Annotated in this window: 16 protein-coding genes; 5 read left to right on the top strand and 11 right to left on the bottom strand. The window is 39.6% G+C overall.

What is annotated here, in order from left to right; translation table 11 throughout:
* Positions 1–94: 94 nt before the first annotated feature.
* The 5 genes from rplU to UYC_RS0104735 form a co-directional block, all read right to left on the bottom strand.
* Positions 95–490, bottom strand: a complete 396-nt coding sequence (rplU, locus tag UYC_RS0104750; RefSeq protein WP_016873503.1) for a 50S ribosomal protein L21 — start codon at positions 488–490, stop codon at positions 95–97.
* 320 nt (positions 491–810) lie between these two features.
* Entirely contained in the window at positions 811–1,257 is a 447-nt protein-coding gene (locus tag UYC_RS0104745) for a VOC family protein (protein ID WP_016873502.1), read from the bottom strand.
* Positions 1,258–1,378: 121 nt separating this feature from the next.
* Positions 1,379–2,248, bottom strand: a complete 870-nt coding sequence (locus tag UYC_RS0104740; protein WP_016873501.1) for a DUF5895 domain-containing protein — start codon at positions 2,246–2,248, stop codon at positions 1,379–1,381.
* Between the two features lie 4 nt (positions 2,249–2,252).
* A complete protein-coding gene (locus UYC_RS37520) occupies positions 2,253–2,405 on the bottom strand; it encodes a hypothetical protein (protein ID WP_157171213.1) in 153 nt (50 codons plus the stop codon).
* A 32-nt stretch (positions 2,406–2,437) separates the two neighbouring features.
* The gene (locus tag UYC_RS0104735; protein WP_016873500.1) at positions 2,438–3,628 is read right to left on the bottom strand and encodes a glycosyltransferase; all 1,191 of its coding nucleotides are present in this window, start codon (positions 3,626–3,628) and stop codon (positions 2,438–2,440) included.
* Between the two features lie 552 nt (positions 3,629–4,180).
* Here UYC_RS0104735 and UYC_RS0104730 point away from each other — a divergent pair.
* Complete coding sequence (locus UYC_RS0104730; protein ID WP_016873499.1) at positions 4,181–5,056, top strand: hypothetical protein; 876 nt, start codon at positions 4,181–4,183, stop codon at positions 5,054–5,056.
* A 153-nt stretch (positions 5,057–5,209) separates the two neighbouring features.
* On the opposite strand, the gene UYC_RS0104725 is transcribed toward UYC_RS0104730, so the two are convergent.
* The 5 genes from UYC_RS0104725 to UYC_RS0104705 form a co-directional block, all read right to left on the bottom strand.
* Positions 5,210–6,214: an alpha/beta hydrolase gene (locus UYC_RS0104725; RefSeq protein WP_016873498.1), complete on the bottom strand. Its 1,005-nt coding sequence runs from the start codon at positions 6,212–6,214 to the stop codon at positions 5,210–5,212.
* Between the two features lie 255 nt (positions 6,215–6,469).
* Positions 6,470–7,210: an amino acid ABC transporter ATP-binding protein gene (locus UYC_RS0104720; protein ID WP_016879272.1), complete on the bottom strand. Its 741-nt coding sequence runs from the start codon at positions 7,208–7,210 to the stop codon at positions 6,470–6,472.
* Positions 7,211–7,340: 130 nt separating this feature from the next.
* The gene (locus UYC_RS0104715; RefSeq protein ID WP_016873496.1) at positions 7,341–8,477 is read right to left on the bottom strand and encodes an amino acid ABC transporter permease; all 1,137 of its coding nucleotides are present in this window, start codon (positions 8,475–8,477) and stop codon (positions 7,341–7,343) included.
* 227 nt (positions 8,478–8,704) lie between these two features.
* On the bottom strand, positions 8,705–9,631 hold the full coding sequence (locus tag UYC_RS0104710; protein WP_016873495.1) for an amino acid ABC transporter permease: 927 nt from the start codon (positions 9,629–9,631) through the stop codon (positions 8,705–8,707).
* 13 nt (positions 9,632–9,644) lie between these two features.
* Positions 9,645–10,703 carry an amino acid ABC transporter substrate-binding protein gene (locus tag UYC_RS0104705; protein WP_016873494.1) on the bottom strand — a complete coding sequence of 353 codons (1,059 nt, stop codon included), beginning with the start codon at positions 10,701–10,703 and terminating at the stop codon, positions 9,645–9,647.
* Between the two features lie 342 nt (positions 10,704–11,045).
* Here UYC_RS0104705 and UYC_RS0104700 point away from each other — a divergent pair, with 342 nt between their 5' ends.
* Together UYC_RS0104700 and UYC_RS0104695 are read left to right on the top strand one after the other, a co-directional pair.
* Positions 11,046–11,603, top strand: a complete 558-nt coding sequence (locus UYC_RS0104700) for a type III secretion system chaperone family protein (protein WP_016873493.1) — start codon at positions 11,046–11,048, stop codon at positions 11,601–11,603.
* 80 nt (positions 11,604–11,683) lie between these two features.
* Positions 11,684–12,331, top strand: a complete 648-nt coding sequence (locus UYC_RS0104695) for a DUF3318 domain-containing protein (protein WP_016873492.1) — start codon at positions 11,684–11,686, stop codon at positions 12,329–12,331.
* 841 nt (positions 12,332–13,172) lie between these two features.
* Here UYC_RS0104695 and UYC_RS0104690 read toward each other — a convergent pair.
* Positions 13,173–13,970, bottom strand: a complete 798-nt coding sequence (locus UYC_RS0104690) for a 7-carboxy-7-deazaguanine synthase QueE (protein ID WP_016873491.1) — start codon at positions 13,968–13,970, stop codon at positions 13,173–13,175.
* Between the two features lie 200 nt (positions 13,971–14,170).
* Here UYC_RS0104690 and UYC_RS0104685 point away from each other — a divergent pair, with 200 nt between their 5' ends.
* Both UYC_RS0104685 and UYC_RS0104680 read left to right on the top strand, forming a co-directional pair.
* Positions 14,171–15,172, top strand: coding sequence for an anti-sigma factor antagonist (locus UYC_RS0104685; protein ID WP_016873490.1), 1,002 nt, complete (start codon positions 14,171–14,173; stop codon positions 15,170–15,172).
* 482 nt (positions 15,173–15,654) lie between these two features.
* Entirely contained in the window at positions 15,655–16,926 is a 1,272-nt protein-coding gene (locus tag UYC_RS0104680) for a glycosyltransferase family 4 protein (protein ID WP_016873489.1), read from the top strand.
* Positions 16,927–17,055 lie beyond the last annotated feature (129 nt).

Here is a 17,055-nt window from a genome sequence, read left to right as displayed (position 1 = left end):
TAGCAAATAAACCACTAACTACTGTACTGGCGGGTTAAAAAAAAGCACCTGTGAATAGGCGAAATATCTTCTACATAAACCCGCCCCTACTATATTATTCAGCAGCTGTTTGGGCAGGTTCTTCTGTTGCCTCACTAGTAGTGGTTGCTGTTTCTTGCGATGCAAGTACAGAACCATTCAGGCTAATAGAGTTAATCATTAACCTGGTGATTTCTTGCCGATGTCCCCGCTTTTTGCGGGTTTTCTTTTTCGGTTTCATTTTGTACACCAGGACTTTGCGACCCCGAAGATGCCGCATTACTGTCCCTTCTACTTTTGCCCCTGCCACTAGAGGCTGTCCAATGGTTGTTTCACCATCATGCTGCACTAGCAGCACTGATTCTATGGTAACTTTTTCATCTGATTCGGCATGAAGCAGTTCAATATCATAAAAGCGGCCTGCTTCAACTCGTAATTGTTTGCCGCCAGTTTCAATAATTGCGTAGGTCATGTAATTGTCCTTAAAAGTTGCCGTACAGGTAGCTGACTTTTTTTGCCAGCTTTTGTAGTATGTCTACTCAAATCTTGCACCTCGTCCCTAAAACGCCTGGAACTTCAGTTCCAGGCTAATAGCCCAAGTTCATTAAAACGGACTGAAATTTTGCCTAGTCTGCTTAAGCAGACTTTTGCCTTGCAGCCCAGAAATTTATTTCTTGGTGGACAAGAACGTAAATGCAAAATATGAATTTACCTGATCCGAGCAGGAATTAGACAGACAATCTGCCATTTTACTTTATTATTCAACTAGCGTCAAACTACAATCCTCAGGCATCAACTAGACAGTTGGGCTGTTGCCCGTTGCATGATTTCTTCTGGTGGTACCTCTTCAATTTGACTGGCAATCGACCAATGATGACCAAAGGGATCGACTAGCTTGCCATAGCGATCGCCCCAAAACATATCCTCTAAAGGCATTGTCACCGTAGCTCCCGCATTCACCGCACGAGCAAACCAAGCATCTGCATCATCAACTTGCAAGTGCATTGTGACGGGCGAACCATTTAAAGTTATCGGCGACTGGGAACCAAAATCTGGAAATTCATCATTTAAATAAATTACTGAGTTGCCAATTTCCAACTCGGCATACATAATTTTGTTATCTTTTGGAGAGGGCAGAATGTATTTCTCAATCGCACCAAAAGCTGCTTTGTAAAACTCTATTGCCGCCCTGGCCTCACTAACTGTCAAATGTGGAGTGATTGTACGAAACTCTGTCATTGCCTTTCTCCTTGCAGATATGCAAGTAAGTTTCTCTCAACCACAAAATTATAGTACATATGTACTGCAAAGGCGGAGTATTAATCAAACGTAACATAGATGAATTTCAACAGCTAATAGCCTAGTAAGGCGGATAACCAAAATCATCTTCATCTGGGTAAATGTAGGAGCTAGAAACCCCTACAGGCACCATCTTTGCTGTTTCCGCTTTCACAGTTTCCCTACCAAACTCTTTGTGTTCTTCAAAAGTCTTGATAATGATTTCTGACTCTGGAGAATCAGAAGCAATCAAATATTGTGTTAACGTCCCAATAGTAGGATGTTTATAATCCACAGTTGAAGCAACTAGAACCGTGTTTGGCTCAATGCCTCTTTCTTCGCAATCAATCATAGGACAAAAAATTCCGTGAGCATGAAATAGCTGCCCTTTTGGCGTTAAAGGTTGCTTGCGATACCCGGCATATGCCCTTTCTAGTTCGGCGACGAATCCACCTGCAACTCTACCTTGTTGATATTCACAATAGGCTTTGCTAAAACTTGCTCCTGCTGCACCGTTTAGGGTTAATTGCAAAGGCAATTCATGTAAAAACTTTTTATTTTCTGCGACCAGAAAAATTAAGTAGCGTGTAAAAGTTTTAAATTTAAGTTTATCTGCTAAAAAAGCATCGTAATTATCTCTAAGGGTACCGAGCTTAATACCAGTTTCCCTATCTTTGACAGACAAAGGCCCTCGCCTGACGATAACTATGCGGGGGGTAGTAGTGATATATACCGTTTCTAATCCAGAGCTAAATTCATGCTCTACCTGCTGCCAATTGTCATCTGGCTGAAAGCCCACAGCATGAGCGTTATCTAGTTTAATTGCCAAACCATAATGTTGAATACCATTGTTGCCATACCGAGGATTAATCATCTGACACCAAGGGATGATTTGAGAAGGGGGTGCGTTAAACTTCTCGTCCTCAAAATCGAATTTTGCAGATGCTTTCATCTTCTTAGGCGTTTGTGAGTGTCTTGCAGATCCAGTTTAAGAAATTGTGGGGCGTTGTTGCGGGCAGTGGTTTTTCTAGAGTGAACCACAACCGACTGTTAGCGATCGCACCCAAAATCAGCAAACAGAAGTTAATGATACCTTTTGTATCATTCATCTCAGGCGTGATACATATTTCTGAAGCAGATTTTAACAACTGGATAAGGGTGTAGGTTCAACAAACAACAATTCTTGTCGTAACCGCTCCTGAAAAGCATTCATCCCAAAACAAGCGATCGCTTCTTCTCGCAACCACTGCCCATCACAACGCTGATCGTGTCCTTTGAGTATTTCAATGCAAGCTTTGGCTACAGCATCAGGATCGCGGTGCGGTACCCGCCATCCCAATTTCCCATCTTGCAACGGTTCAGATGAGCCATCGGCATCACCAGCAAGTACAGGCACACCACAAGCCATTGCCTCAAGATAAACAATACCAAATCCCTCTTGAGAAGGCATAACGTAGGCATCTGCAAGGCGATAGTGTGTTATTAGTTCCTCTGTAGGGATGAAGCCAGCAAATATTACACGTTCTGCTACACCTAAATCTTTTGCTAGCTGGGCTAATCGAGGTTGATCGTCACCACGGCCAATTACCAAATATTTTACTTCTGGAAAAGCTTGAGATATTTGCGGTAAAGCTCTAATTGTCACATCTACACCTTTGTAGATATCTCCTGACCACAGTCGTGCTACGGTCATTAATATCTTTGCCCCTGCCAAATCATACTTATCGATTAATTCTGGCTGTTTGATACCTGGAGTAAATTTATTTTCATCAATAGCACAAGGAAGTAGGTGTACCTTGTTGGGTTCGATATTATTTGCTGCACAGAGGCGATCGCGACTGTAACGACTAATTGTTAAAATCTTGGCGGCACAGGCAAGAGCGCGTTGCTGCTGAGGTGGAAGCACCTCCCATACTTCCTTACCATAAGTTAGGACAGTGTAAGGAATTCCTAAGGGCTGGCAGAGAGTTTGTACTAATACTGCTAGTTTTATATGACCGCAAAAAACGTGTTGAGGGTGTTGTTGTAGCAGAGATTTTAGCAAAGCTGCTGTGATTTTAACTCTCCCAATTTGGGGAGAATGACTTTTAAAGTAATGAAACTGTAAACGCTCACACTGATAAGGATTTGAGCAACAGAAGCTATCTCTTAGTAAAAATACTTGACCATGATAGGCTTCAGTAAAACTTAGATAGGCACGAAAAATATCCTTGATGTAGGATTGGATTCCTCCTTCACATTCAAAAATTTCCAAGAAAACAAAGAAATTATCAACTTTTTTTTTAAACTTGCTTCCTAAATTTGGCTTTTCACCCATATTATTCATTAACATTTTTTATAATCTTGACTACTGAGTCAGAGAAAACATACTAATACTTCTGTAAAAAAACACTGTTGATATCAACTAATTATGTAAGTGCTTTATATTACAGTGATAAGTGACCAAATTTTAGCAAGATGGTATATATAAGTCTAATGATAATTTTACGGTATTCAGTATTTTTTTTGATACAGATATCTTCAGTGAAAATAAGGCAGAATACAGCAGTCCTAAATCATTTGCAGAACACAAGATCCCCGACTTCTTATAGAAGTCGGGGATCTGTAATTTACAGCTTCAGAATTTTAAAATAATGGATTGACTAACGATTAAAGTTATCAGAACAAATAATCTATCTTTGGCTTTCTTTCTTTAGATAGAAGGTTAAGGCTATTCAATTTTTTAGACTAGACTAGTGTCGTTAATATTTTCTCAAGCAAAAAATAATAGGGATCAAAAGTAACTACTAATATCTTTTAGGTAATTTCTAATCAACATGAAAAAGATTAGAAAGGGTAGGTAGTTATGAATTTGTTCCAATAAGTTTAATAATAAGGAGGAAAAATGACAACTTTTAATCAATATCAAAAAGGAGGTTGGAATAATCGCATAGGTGCCCTAGCTATTGCATTAGCGGCGATAGTTCTTCCTGCATGTGCGCCTAACCAACAGCAAGCAACTACTCCTCAATCTCCAGCAGCAGAAGCTCCTGATACTTCTAAACCTGTAGCAGAAAAAGAAAACGTTACTGCACCGGATGTTAGTCAGAAGACAGATGCTCTTATAGGTAAACTTGTGACTGTCAGAAGCCAGCCTATTAATAGGCTAAATGACAAAGTATTTACAATTACTGACAGGGAAGTTTTTAGCGGTGAAAGAATAGTCGTTGTAAATAATACTGGTCAAACTGTCAACTGGCCCATACCTCAAGATTCAAGATTGCAAGTAACGGGTACAGTTACTAAATTTGATCCCAATGCTATTCAACAAGAATACGGCTTAAATTTAGGTCAAGATTCTTATCGAGAGTATGAAGGTAGACCAGCAATTATTGCACGGTCAATTGCCTTGGCACCAGTACCAGGAGAAATCAGTGAACAACCACAAAAATACTACAATAAGGTAATTGCTGTACCTGCCGAGGTCGAAAGAATTTACAGTCCTAGTGCATTTGTCCTTGAAGACGATACACTCCTTGGCGATAATCCATTGTTAGTTTTAGTGACGGATCAAATCAAAGAAAAAGCTCCTATTAAACAAGGCGAAAGGATTGTTGCTACTGGTACACTCCGCCCATTTGTTGTTACTGAGCTTGAGAGAGACTACAATTTTGGTTGGAACCAACAATTGCGAGGACAATTAGAGAAGGAATACAACACAAGACCTGTGTTAATTGTCGAAGGTATATATCCATCAGCATTGCCAGAAAGCGCTAAATAGTTGTTTTGAGAAGCTCTGAATGTTTCCCTAGTCCTTCTTGCAAGGGCAGGGATTTTCATTATTTGCAACTCTTTTTTGTGAGCCTCAACCGTAAGGTGGGCACTGTAAAGAACGTAAAATAGGAGTTTTACCAAAAGCTTAAAAGTGCCCACCCTACAGAATTTGCTCAATAATTGTTTTCTTCTCCATCACTGTCAATAAAACTGACACATCTGGAGAAATTTGTTTGGTTAAATTGAATTGTGATGCAGCAAAATCAAAATTTTTTCCTTGCAATATTTGATAACCAATTTTTAGTAATTCATCCCAAGTAATATCACTTTCAATATAAGCTTTAGCTATGGTAATCAATAAGTCTTGATAGTTATTACCTTCAGCCTTAGTCATCATGGTATGGGGAATTTCAAAAACTTTCTCAAAGTTAAAATACCAAGATTGATGCTGATTCTTTCTTAAAGCTAAAAATAAAGCTCGTAGTTCATTATGGTCAATTGTGGGGTCACTTTCACTAGAAATAACAAACATTGGCACTGCGGCTTCTTTCTCTACTCGCTCCAGTACTGTTTGACCCATATCTAAAAATAATCGCAGTGCCGGAATGCGAAAACCGTGATAACCAAAATTACCGGGATTATCTTTATTCAACCATTCATAATAAAAAGGAAGTATTTCTACAAGAAAATTGACGATTGGATTATTACTACTAACATAGGGAGCAAACAGTATAGCTTTCTCTATTTCTTGGGGGTATTCTAGTGCCAACCAAGCTGCCAAGTTACCACCTGTAGATAATCCACCAATAATTATCTGCTCTCCTAAATTTCGTGCTACTTGCAGCCAGGAAGATGCAAACTCTTGATATACCTCTTGTTCTGTAGGCAGAGGAGGAGGGTTGTCACCATTCCAATTGCCGGCTACTCCATGACCAGGCTGTAACGGTATCAAAACATTGTAACCAGATTCAAACAAAGTTTTTCCCAATGGTTCAAATTGGTAAGGGCCAGCAGTAAATCCGTGAAAGAACAGGCAAACTTTTGGGGTGGGATGAGGATGGAAAAAGAATTTTGAGCGGCAAGCTTCATTTTTGATTGGAAGAACATCCTCGATAGTTTGCGCTTGCTGAATTATTTCTGCTGTAATGGTGGAATAATCAGGCATATTAAATATTGGAGAAGTTGTTTTATTTTAAAAAGCTGTTATATTAATTTTGCATCACCTTTTAGATAGAAAAATATCTAAATTAGGCACTTCCAAATGTAAAACAACTCAATAACCTAACTTAATAGACCTCTCTGTTTCTTATTTCTCAGTGCTCTCAGTGTCTCTGTGGTTTTTTTATTTGAATAATTTATTTCTTGGTAATCCCTTAACTGAAATTAAAGGTATTGCAATCCACATATAATTTCTATTAAGCTAAAGAATTTGTGATAAAAATTGCCGGGTACGTTCTTCTTGGGGATTATTAAAAAAGCTGTCAGGGGTAGCTGATTCCACTAGATTGCCGTTATCCATCAAAATAACTCGATCGGCGACTTCACGAGCAAATCCAACTTCGTGGGTGACAACTACCATTGTCATGCCATCACGGGCAAGACTCCGCATCACCTCTAAAACTTCTCGCACCATCTCTGGATCTAAAGCAGAGGTTGGTTCATCAAAAAGCATGATTTTAGGTTGCATAGCTAAAGCACGAGCGATCGCTACTCTCTGCTGTTGTCCTCCAGACAACTGTCCTGGGTATTTATATGCCTGTTCTAAAATGCCTACTCGCTCTAGTAGTTGTATTGCCAATTCTTTAGCTTTTACCTTTGGCAAATGACGCACCCAAATTGGTGCCAAAGTAATATTTTGAATCACCGTTAAATGGGGAAATAAATTGAACTGTTGAAATACCATCCCCACTTCTCGGCGAATTGCTTCAATATTTCGTAAATCATGGCTGAGGGTAATTCCATCAATTTCTATTTTACCTTTTTGATAATCTTCTAAAGCATTAAATGTACGGATTAAAGTTGATTTACCCGAACCAGAAGGCCCCATTAAGACTACTACTTCTCCAAGATTTACTGTTAGACTTATACCTCGCAGAGCATGGAATTTACCATACCATTTGTGAACATTATCAGCAATAATTATCGGTTTTTGTTCTGACACAGAAATTAACTCCTCATTTTCTATATTTTCGATGAGAAATTTTGTAGGGTGGGCACTGCCAACTTTCCTCAAACCCTTATTTTTACGTTATAGACAGTGTCCACCTTACGATTGAGAGTAGTACAAGCTCTCAGTTCACTAACTGCTTCTCTAAGCGCCGAGCAGCCAGCGACATAGCATAACAAAATAGCCAGTAAATTAAGCCAATAAACAGATAAACTTCTGCATAACGACCGAGAAATTGTGGTTGTGCCAAAATAGAACGGGCAATTCCTGTAAGCTCTACTAATCCCACCAAAGATAAAAGTGAAGTGTCTTTAAATAATCCGATAAATTGACCAACAATTGCCGGAATTGCAACACGCAAGGCTTGAGGCAGGACAATTAATAGCACAACCAAGGAAGCGTTGAGTCCCAGGGCTTTGGCGGCTTCAACTTGTCCGCGAGGAATAGCTTGGAGTCCGCCGCGCACATTTTCTGCCATATAAGCAGCACTAAAAAAAACTAATCCAGCAATGGCACGCAAAACTCTATCCAAACGAATTTCCCCTGGCAGAAACAAGGGAAACATCACCTGAGCAAAAAATAAAATCCCAATTAGTGGCAGCCCCCGAATAATTTCAATGTACAAAATACATAACCAACGGACTATAGGTAGGTTGCTAGTACGTCCTAAAGCTAGTAACACGCCAATGGGAAAAGAAAGCACAATACTAACTGCTGCCATGAGGAGAGTAAGCAGCAAACCATTCCATAAACTTGTTGGTACTGGTCTTAAACCAAATCCACCACCAATTAACCAAAATATCACAGGGAAAGATAACAACCATGCAAGCGAAAGCCAAGGCGCGATCGCACCACTCCATCTTCTCCCCAGCCAAAAACCTGCAAATATTAAAATTATGATTATCAGCAACCAAAGGCGGGTATTTAAATCTAGGGGTAAAAACAATAAGACTCCGCAGAGAATCAAAGCAAAAAGGTTAATTCGTCGGCTGTTCACACTTTGTTTGCTAAAGAAAACTCCCCAAGTCAGAGCTAGTAACGTGGAGGCTATTGCTAACACAATCCAAACTCGCCAGTATAATGTTGGGGGAAAACGACCGACAAAAAATAAACGCAAATTTACCCCAATAACTTCCCATTGTGCTTGAGCGATCGCCCAACTCAAAACACCCCAACCTATCCAGAACAGTAATACCAAACAGACAACAGTTAATATGCTGTTGTACCAGGTATTAAACAAGTTTTTACGCAGCCAATTCATATTTTAAAAGTTAGTCATTGGTCATTATTCATTTGTTAGTAGGGGCGGGTTTTGTTGATTATCTTGCCTTCAAACTGATAATTTATCTTCTAAACCCGCCCGTACAGTAGTTAGTGGGTACAGACGCGATTAATCGCGTCTGTACAATTATTTATTACTCCCCTTGTCCCCGTGTCCCCTTGTCTCCCCCTCTCCCTGTTCCCCCAACCCTATTCCCTGCTATATTCTTATCTTTCTTTAATCGCCACCATCCTATTAAAAAAGTTCATTCCCAAAGAAATTGTCAAACTCAATGTCAGATAAGTAAGCATAATCAACAACATAGCTTCTACCGCTCTACCAGTTTGGTTAAAAGTAGTAGAAGCAACAAAATATATATCGGGATAGCCTACGGCGATCGCTAAACTAGAGTTTTTAGTCAAATTCAGATATTGACTTGTCAGTGGTGGCACTATGACTCGCAAAGCTTGAGGAAAAATCACCAGTCGCATCACCAAACCAGGCTTTAAACCCAAGGAACGGGCTGCTTCCCATTGTCCCTTTGGTACAGATTGAATACCACCTCGCACAATTTCAGCGATAAACGCACCAGTATAAAAAGTCAATCCCATTAGCAAAGCAAAAAATTCTGAAGAGAGCCTAAACCACGGGAATTGCACACCACTTTGACTGATATAAACTAAACTCAAAACAGAAATTTGGTTTTCTATCTTAGGTAAACTCAGAAAAACAGCAAAGTACCAAAATAATAATTGTAAAAGTAGAGGCGTATTCCGAAAAATCTCTACATAAACCCCAGCGATATTTCGTACTAACCAATTGTCAGATAGGCGTGCTATTCCTGCAAATATACCAATAATAGTAGTGAGAATAATGCCCGCGATCGCCACTCGTAAAGAGTTAATTAAGCCTACCCATAAGGCGCGACTGTAAGTATCAGATGGATTGTAAGCAATAGGCGTTTCACTAATATCAAATGAAGCTTGTTGCTTGAGAAAATCAAATCCAAATTTAATTCCTAATTTCTGCAAATTATAGTTGAGATTGATCCATAGTATAACTACTAAAAATACTACTAAAAATGCAATTATTAGTTGAACAAGAATTTGCCAGTAACGCCGATCACGCCACAAGGGAGATTTTAAATTATGCATGAGCTATAACCGATTATCTAAAAGGAGGAGAAAACAATAGTCCACCCTTTGTCCAAAGTTGATTTTGACCGCGAGGAAAATTTAGCTTTGTCTTTGCTCCCAAATTGCGATCGTAAATTTCACCGTAGTTGCCCACGTGCTTAATAATTCTGACAGCAAAGTCATTTGGCAAACCCATCCCTTGCCCAAGGTTACCTTCAGTTCCTAAAAAACGTCGAATTTCTGGATCGTTACTATTAGCAAGCTTTGCGACATTTTGAGAATTAATTCCCAATTCTTCGGCTTTAATTAGGGAATAAACTACCCATTTAACAGTATTAGCCCACTTACTATCTCCGTCGGCGACAGCTGGAGCAAATGGCTCGCTAGATAGATTTTCATCAAGAATTACATTATCTTCTGGCTTGGGTAAAATTGTGCGCCGAGAAATTAATTGGGATTTATCAGAGGTAACAGCGTCACAACGTCCTTGCGCATAAGTGGCATATGCTGTATTGACATCCTCAAAGACAAGGGGTTTGTAAGGTATACCCCGTTTTCGCATTTGATCTGCTAAGTTCTGCTCATTGGTAGTACCAGTTTGAGTGCAGATTGCTTTGTCTTTGAGATCTGCTAGAGTCTTGCTGCCGCTACTTTTACGAACCATGACGCCTTGACCATCATAAAAGACTATCGGTGCAAACTCCAAACCCACGGAGGTATCGCGACTGAGCGTATATGTAGTGTTACGGCTGAGAACATCTACTTCTGAGGTTTGTACGGCTGTAAACCGCTCTTTCGCATTAAGATTGCGGTACTCTACTGCATCTGGGTTATCGAACAAAGCCGCTGCTATGGCGCGACATACATCTACATCTAATCCAGAGTATTTACCATCTGTTCCGACAAAGCTAAATCCTGGTAGTTCACCGCTAACACCACAAATTAACTGTCCGCGACTTTTAATCGTATCCAAACGGCTTTGAGTAGCTTGTGACGCGCTTTTATTTCCTGTGTTTGCCACCTCTCCACTACAAGCAGTAAGGCTAAAAATCAGGGGTGCGATCGCTAAAATTAAAGTTTTTTTATCCATAAATATCATTGACAATCAAAAATTACTAATTAACATAACGTAAAATATGTCCTATCAGATCCCCGACTTCTTAGAGAAGTCGGGGATCTGTGTTTTTGTGTTTTTAGTTTATGTGATATTAAAAAAGTAATAGTTAAGGTTAGGCTCAACTAGATAAAAGCATATTTTTTAAATATATTCTGTTAAGAATATATTTTGAACCTGTAGTTAGCTTCAACATTAGCAAGAGTTGATTGCAAATTGATAGATAAGGAGAAGTATCTAAATCAACCTAATAAAGTACCTGTAGCAGGTTAAACTAGGTCTGGAAATAGCCGCTCCAGTTTTTATGATGAGGCTTTTATGGCTGTGAATCTGGAACAGATTGCTCATTACTTGGATAATCTTGGTTGGGACTATCGTTTAGATGAAGAAGAAGATCGGATTATTACAGGTGTAGAAAGTGAAAATATAGAAGATTTTTTGATTGTCGTTCAGCTAGATGAGGAAGGAAAATTTTTTCGCTTATTTGCGCCCCAAGTTTTGGCGGGAGTGCAAGATCATCCTCACAAAGTAGCTATCCTTCAGACAATGCTGGCAATTTCTTGGGAAACCAAGATGCTGCAATGGGAATATGACCCTTCCGACGGTGAAATTCGTGCCATTATAGAGTTTCCCTTAGAAGACTCCACTCTTACAGAGAAACAATTCAACCGTTGTTTGAGTGGATTAATTCAGTTGGTTGATAGCGTAGCACTGCCTCGCCTGCAAGCCGTGATGGAAACAGGTCAAGATCCAGGAAACGTGGAACTAGGTGAGAGAATCTTACTTAGTATTCAAGAACAGGCTCCAGGATTGCTAGAACTATTAGAAAAGGCAATGGAAGCTCGTAAAAAGCGAGGAAGTTTTCCTAGCGAATGAGTTCAAATGCTCAGTGAAATAGCTATACTCCTAAAGTGTTACCCTCGATATACTGAAAGTTTTACTAGGGCTGGATAAATATGACATCGTATGCTACCTCCTCTGCTAAAGCAGAAATGAGTGAACTCCGGCGGTTAAAAGGCTTATTACCGCCAGAATTGCAGAGCTGGGTCATGGTTGAAGGTACAACAGAGGTAAATCCACCCCTGATCCGCTCTGAAGAAATAGGTAAAGACCAAGTAGAAATTCAAATAGACTTGGTGAAATGGGATTCGCTAGCAATGGATCAGCGCAATTTGCTGTTCTGGCACGAAGTTGCTCGCATTCAAAATGATACTATTCCCAAAGATGGTTGGGAAATGGCAGCCTTAGCGATTGGTTTGGGTGGTGCTGTTGGTGAATTGTGGGTACAAGATGTATTGTTGCTGTTTCTCGCTTTAGCGCTGTGCGGAGTTTCTGGTTGGCGACTTTATCAAAAAAATAATGGGGAAAAGCAGTTAAGGGAATTAGTGGAAGCTGACGAAAAAGCGATCGCCTTAGCAACTCGTTTTGGTTATAGCCTTCCGAACGCCTACAAAAGCTTGGGTAGCGCCTTAAAAACCTTAATTGATATCACTCCCGGCAAGCGCCAGCGCTCTAGATACGAAGCACGGCTTTCTGCCCTCAAACGCAGTGCTAACAAAGCAAAGGCAAAATCTAAGGCTGCTATGGATGATAGTGAATATTAAAAAGCATCGGCAATTACGGATGCAATTTACACATTTACTCGTGAAGCCTGTTCTTAGTCATTAGTCATTAGTCATTTGTAACATAAAGGACAAAGGACAAATGACTAGTGACATTCACAACGATAAAGATATACAGCACTATGCCCAGATTAGCTGAATAACTTTCCATCTCCCAAGTTTCACCGAAGAACAGCTTACTATCATCAAACCTCACGCGATCGCTTAGGGAAATACGTAAGCGAATTTTATATATCCGTAATAATTAGCACAACAAAGCTGCTGCACAAGAACAGTCAATGTCTTACTTGCATCATAACTCTCACACCTAGAAAATCGCTTTTTTGTGCATCTGGCTTTCCGATTAAGAATATATTAAGAAAAGGTTAATTAAGTTCAGTGCGAATGTTCACATTGAAATTTAATCAAAATTGTCTGGTGCTTGCTCCTATCTTCACAAAACTCCTATGAGAATGAAGCAGAGGAGCAACTGCGTTGCCTGCATAAATTACTGCTCTCAGTAATTTCCAGGTGGTAAAGTTATTACTCCTTATTCTTTTCAAACGTTCATTGAGTAGTTTTCCATTCATTCTCGAACGGAGGGGTGAATAATAACAAAAAATCACCTATTTGACACGGGAGATGACCGCTAGTTTTCAAAACCTCAGCTTTTGGTGCTTCTAGTTCAACCCAGACTAAAGATATGAGCCAATTTAAACTACATATACCCACCTATAATTGGATAACCTTGGAATCTAGGTTAGTTACTAACAAAAGTAATTCAACACAATTCCACAACTTGTTGCTCGATCAAAAAATATTTTTAAGTACAATACCGAGCTACTTAAAGTTGGTTCAACATTTTATGCGTCTGAGGCACTACACGCACTTGCTTGACAAACCGCTTCATTAAAGCTTGCCATATCAAAACTTGCTCTGGAGCAGGTGCAAATATAGGGTTTTGAGTAAGTTGTTCAGATGCTGCTAGAGGAGTGACAGGTTGTAAAAAAATGGGGATTTGCGGACTAACTTCTGCCACTAATAAACCAGCATCCTCTAAATCAGTAGGGTCTGTTTTGTCAGAAACTATAATTTTGACAAAAACTTCCACTTGTGATTCATAACAGAGTTGGAGGAATTTTGCGTGTTCTTGCCAATGACTTTCGCCACTGACACTGGGTAACTTAAAATCCATACCTACAGAGTCTAGATAGGGCAAAATGTTTGCCAATTGTTCTGGACGATGTCCGCCAGTTTCCAAGTATATAGGTAGACCAGTGACTGTACGTACCTGCGGTAAAAATTCCACCAAAAATTGTGCATGAAGAAGTGGTTCACCACCTGTTAAGCTAATACTATCGTGCAGGGGAAGTATATTTTGCCGCTTAACCCATTCAATTAATTGGGTTAAAGAAACGGGATTAGAGTAAATCTCGAAATCTCGTAAGCCAGGCGATCGCTCAATCCTACAAGTTGTGGGTGTACTCCAAGTGTGGGCGCTATCACAAAAATGACAGCGCAAGTCACAAAGGGCAAAGCGAATAAAAATTTGACGTGTCCCAACATTCAATCCTTCCCCTTGGATTGCGGAAAAGACCTCAATCAGGCGTGCTGTAGGTTTAGTAACAGTTTTAGTAGTCATTGATGATAGCAGTACGTATGCGCTACTTCAGCAAAATCGTAAGGATATTTTGTAACCTCTTGTTCTATTGTGAACCGTCCCTGAAAATCTCTAATCTGAACTCCAGTAAATAACCGAGTAAACATCGGGTAAAGTGATTCGCTAAGACAAAATAATTTTGGGTCGATTATATTGACACGGCAATGAAAGTACAGGATTTCATGAATAGCCAAACCACAGAGGTAGATGATTCAGTAATGTTATTAAATGATATGGCAGTAGTGCAGGTCTCACACCGGTTGAGCATGCTTGAAGCTGTGGCATTTAAGCAAACCTGTCAAGACTTAATCCAAGCAAATCCGGTTCTTAAAAAAATTATCATCGACTTTCAGCAGACTACTTTCATGGATAGCAGTGGTTTGGGTGCTTTAGTGAGTAATTACAAAACTGCTCAAGAAAAAGGAATTGAATTGAGTTTGCGGAATGTTACTCCTCAGGTTATGGCAGTACTGAACCTTACAGGCTTGGAGGAGGTTTTTCATATTGAATCTGGTGGTAACACCGAAGCATCCTCCAACCGACAATTAGAGGAGCAGCTACCAACCACACACCCCTCTGTGCGTTCTTGGATGAAACGTTTGATAGACGTTGTTGGGGCATTTATAGGGTTATTAATTACAGGAGTTGTATTTATTCCCATCGCTGTTGCTATTACACTTGACGATCCCGGCCCTATTTTATTTAGCCAAACTCGCTGTGGTTGGATGGGTAAGCGCTTTCGGATTTGGAAATTCCGATCGATGTATGTTGATGCAGAAGCTAGGAAAGCTGAACTGGAAAAACACAACCAAGTACAAGGGGCTTTTTTCAAAATTGATAAAGATCCCAGAGTTACCAAAGTAGGAGCCTTTTTGCGACGTACCAGTTTGGATGAACTTCCTCAATTTTGGAATGTCCTTAAAGGAGAGATGAGTTTAGTCGGCACCCGCCCGCCTACACCCGATGAAGTAGAGCGTTATGAAGTACCTGAGTGGCAACGACTAGATGTAAAACCGGGTATGACTGGAGAATGGCAAGTAAATGGACGCTCTAGCATACGTAAATTTGAGGATGTGATTCGTCTGGACTTGCAGTATCAAAAACACTGGAGCTTACTATACGATCTAAAGCTTATTCTCAAAACAATAGCCATTCTATTTCACAAAAATAGTGGTGCCGTTTAGCTTAAATGTATAAATTTAGGAGCGGGGAAACAAGGAAGCTCTTTTTCTTGTATGCTTTCCTACTCCTAGATTTTTTGTAGTACAGAAGCTTCTTAAATAACAAGTAAGTAAATCAGCGCACATCTCACGCTCAGTATAAAACGATAATAGTTAACTTAGTATATTCATATATTTTTCCTGTTCTGGAAATTGTACTTATTTAAAATACAAATTTTGGTTTATATCTTGCTCCAAAAGTAATCAATATAGAAATTTTAACTAAGAATAAATACTTAATTGCTGTTTTTTATAGTGTGATTTAAAAGTAATAAATATCTTGGTATACCTACATAAAGGTATTAAATTTTACTAAAACTTTAATGAAAACTTGCTGACATCAAAAGAATTCAAAGAGAAAATTAAACAGAACTGCTCTCTGAATGCAGAAAGCTTTTAAATCAACAGACTAAGCAAATACCAAGCATATTCTGACTAATTTTGATATGCAGATTTTAATTTACTCATATAACTACTATCCAGAACCAATTGGCATCGCTCCTTTGATGACTGAATTAGCAGAGGGACTGGTTAAGCGGGGACATAAAGTGCGCGTAGTCACTGCAATGCCAAACTATCCTGAGCGTCAAATTTACGAAGGGTATAGGAAGAAGTTGTATGTTACTGAGTATAAAAATGGTGTTCAAATTCAACGCAGTTATGTTTGGATTCGTCCGCAGCCAAATTTATTAGATCGGATGTTGCTAGACGCTAGCTTTGTCTTCACAAGTCTTCTACCAGCTTTAAATGGTTGGCGTCCTGACGTCATCCTGACACCTTCTCCATCTTTACCGGTTTGTATACCAACTACCTTGTTGGGATGGTTGTATGGTTGTCCTGTAGTGTTAAACCTTCAAGACATATTACCCGAAGCTGCTATCCATGTCGGTCTGCTTAAAAATAAATTGCTGATTAAAGTTTTTACAGCTTTAGAAAAATTTGCCTACCGTAGCGCCACCAAAATCAGCGTTATTAGTGATGGTTTTATAGAAAATTTGCTCGCTAAAAATGTCGAAGCTAATAAACTTTTGCAAATTCCTAATTGGGTTGATACAAACTTCATTCGCCCCTTGCCCAAGGACAATAACGCTTTCCGTATTGCCCATAACTTGAATGGCAAATTTGTAGTCTTATATTCAGGCAATATAGCTCTCACCCAAGGCTTAGAAACAGTTGTCAAAACAGCCTCTGTGTTGCGGCATATTCCAGATATTGCTTTTGTCATCGTTGGCGAAGCTTCATGTTTGCAAAGATTGCAACAAGAATGCCAAAAATGTGGTGCAGATAACGTTTTGTTACTACCTTTTCAACCCCGCGAACATTTGCCAGAGATGCTAGCTGCTGCTGATATTGGCTTGGTAGTGCAAAAGAAAAATGTGATCTCCTTCAATATGCCATCGAAAATTCAAGTATTACTTGCCAGTGGTCGAGCATTGGTTGCTTCTGTACCTGAAAACGGAACTGCTGCAAGAGCAATCAGACAAAGTGGGGGTGGAATTATTGTTCCTCCAGAAGATCCAGATGCTCTAGCCCAGGCAATTTTGGACTTATACCAACATCCGAACAAAGTTCAAACTCTTGGTTATAACAGTCGTCAATATGCCACAGAGCAATATGCTTTTGAGCAGGCTCTAAATCATTATGAGTCCCTCTTCTACACAGTTACGGCAGATACCCCAGTTATAGAGTCTACAGTAGTGTCGAAGCAGGAAGTATGAACAGAGTGTAGGAAAAACCGTAAGGTGGCACTGTCCATAACGTCAAAATCAGGTTTGAGGAAAGTTAAGCAGTGCCCACCCTACAAAAATTGCTTTCATAGAAAATTGGTATACAGCCATACAGGTGGC

This window comes from Chlorogloeopsis fritschii PCC 6912 (assembly GCF_000317285.1).
Classification (GTDB): domain Bacteria; phylum Cyanobacteriota; class Cyanobacteriia; order Cyanobacteriales; family Nostocaceae; genus Chlorogloeopsis; species Chlorogloeopsis fritschii.
Note: the sequence above shows the minus strand (reverse complement) of the source record. Positions and strands in the feature narration are given on the sequence as shown.

Excerpts from the sequence above, each read along its gene's own strand:
- rplU (WP_016873503.1), bottom strand. The coding sequence starts at position 490 with ATGACCTACGCAATTATTGAAACTGGCGGCAAACAATTACGAGTTGAA.
- UYC_RS0104745 (WP_016873502.1), bottom strand. The coding sequence starts at position 1,257 with ATGACAGAGTTTCGTACAATCACTCCACATTTGACAGTTAGTGAGGCC.
- UYC_RS0104740 (WP_016873501.1), bottom strand. The coding sequence starts at position 2,248 with ATGAAAGCATCTGCAAAATTCGATTTTGAGGACGAGAAGTTTAACGCA.
- UYC_RS37520 (WP_157171213.1), bottom strand. The coding sequence starts at position 2,405 with ATGAATGATACAAAAGGTATCATTAACTTCTGTTTGCTGATTTTGGGT.
- UYC_RS0104735 (WP_016873500.1), bottom strand. The coding sequence starts at position 3,628 with ATGTTAATGAATAATATGGGTGAAAAGCCAAATTTAGGAAGCAAGTTT.
- UYC_RS0104730 (WP_016873499.1), top strand. The coding sequence starts at position 4,181 with ATGACAACTTTTAATCAATATCAAAAAGGAGGTTGGAATAATCGCATA.
- UYC_RS0104725 (WP_016873498.1), bottom strand. The coding sequence starts at position 6,214 with ATGCCTGATTATTCCACCATTACAGCAGAAATAATTCAGCAAGCGCAA.
- UYC_RS0104715 (WP_016873496.1), bottom strand. The coding sequence starts at position 8,477 with ATGAATTGGCTGCGTAAAAACTTGTTTAATACCTGGTACAACAGCATA.
- UYC_RS0104710 (WP_016873495.1), bottom strand. The coding sequence starts at position 9,631 with ATGCATAATTTAAAATCTCCCTTGTGGCGTGATCGGCGTTACTGGCAA.
- UYC_RS0104705 (WP_016873494.1), bottom strand. The coding sequence starts at position 10,703 with ATGGATAAAAAAACTTTAATTTTAGCGATCGCACCCCTGATTTTTAGC.
- UYC_RS0104700 (WP_016873493.1), top strand. The coding sequence starts at position 11,046 with ATGGCTGTGAATCTGGAACAGATTGCTCATTACTTGGATAATCTTGGT.
- UYC_RS0104695 (WP_016873492.1), top strand. The coding sequence starts at position 11,684 with ATGACATCGTATGCTACCTCCTCTGCTAAAGCAGAAATGAGTGAACTC.
- UYC_RS0104690 (WP_016873491.1), bottom strand. The coding sequence starts at position 13,970 with ATGACTACTAAAACTGTTACTAAACCTACAGCACGCCTGATTGAGGTC.
- UYC_RS0104685 (WP_016873490.1), top strand. The coding sequence starts at position 14,171 with ATGAATAGCCAAACCACAGAGGTAGATGATTCAGTAATGTTATTAAAT.
- UYC_RS0104680 (WP_016873489.1), top strand. The coding sequence starts at position 15,655 with ATGCAGATTTTAATTTACTCATATAACTACTATCCAGAACCAATTGGC.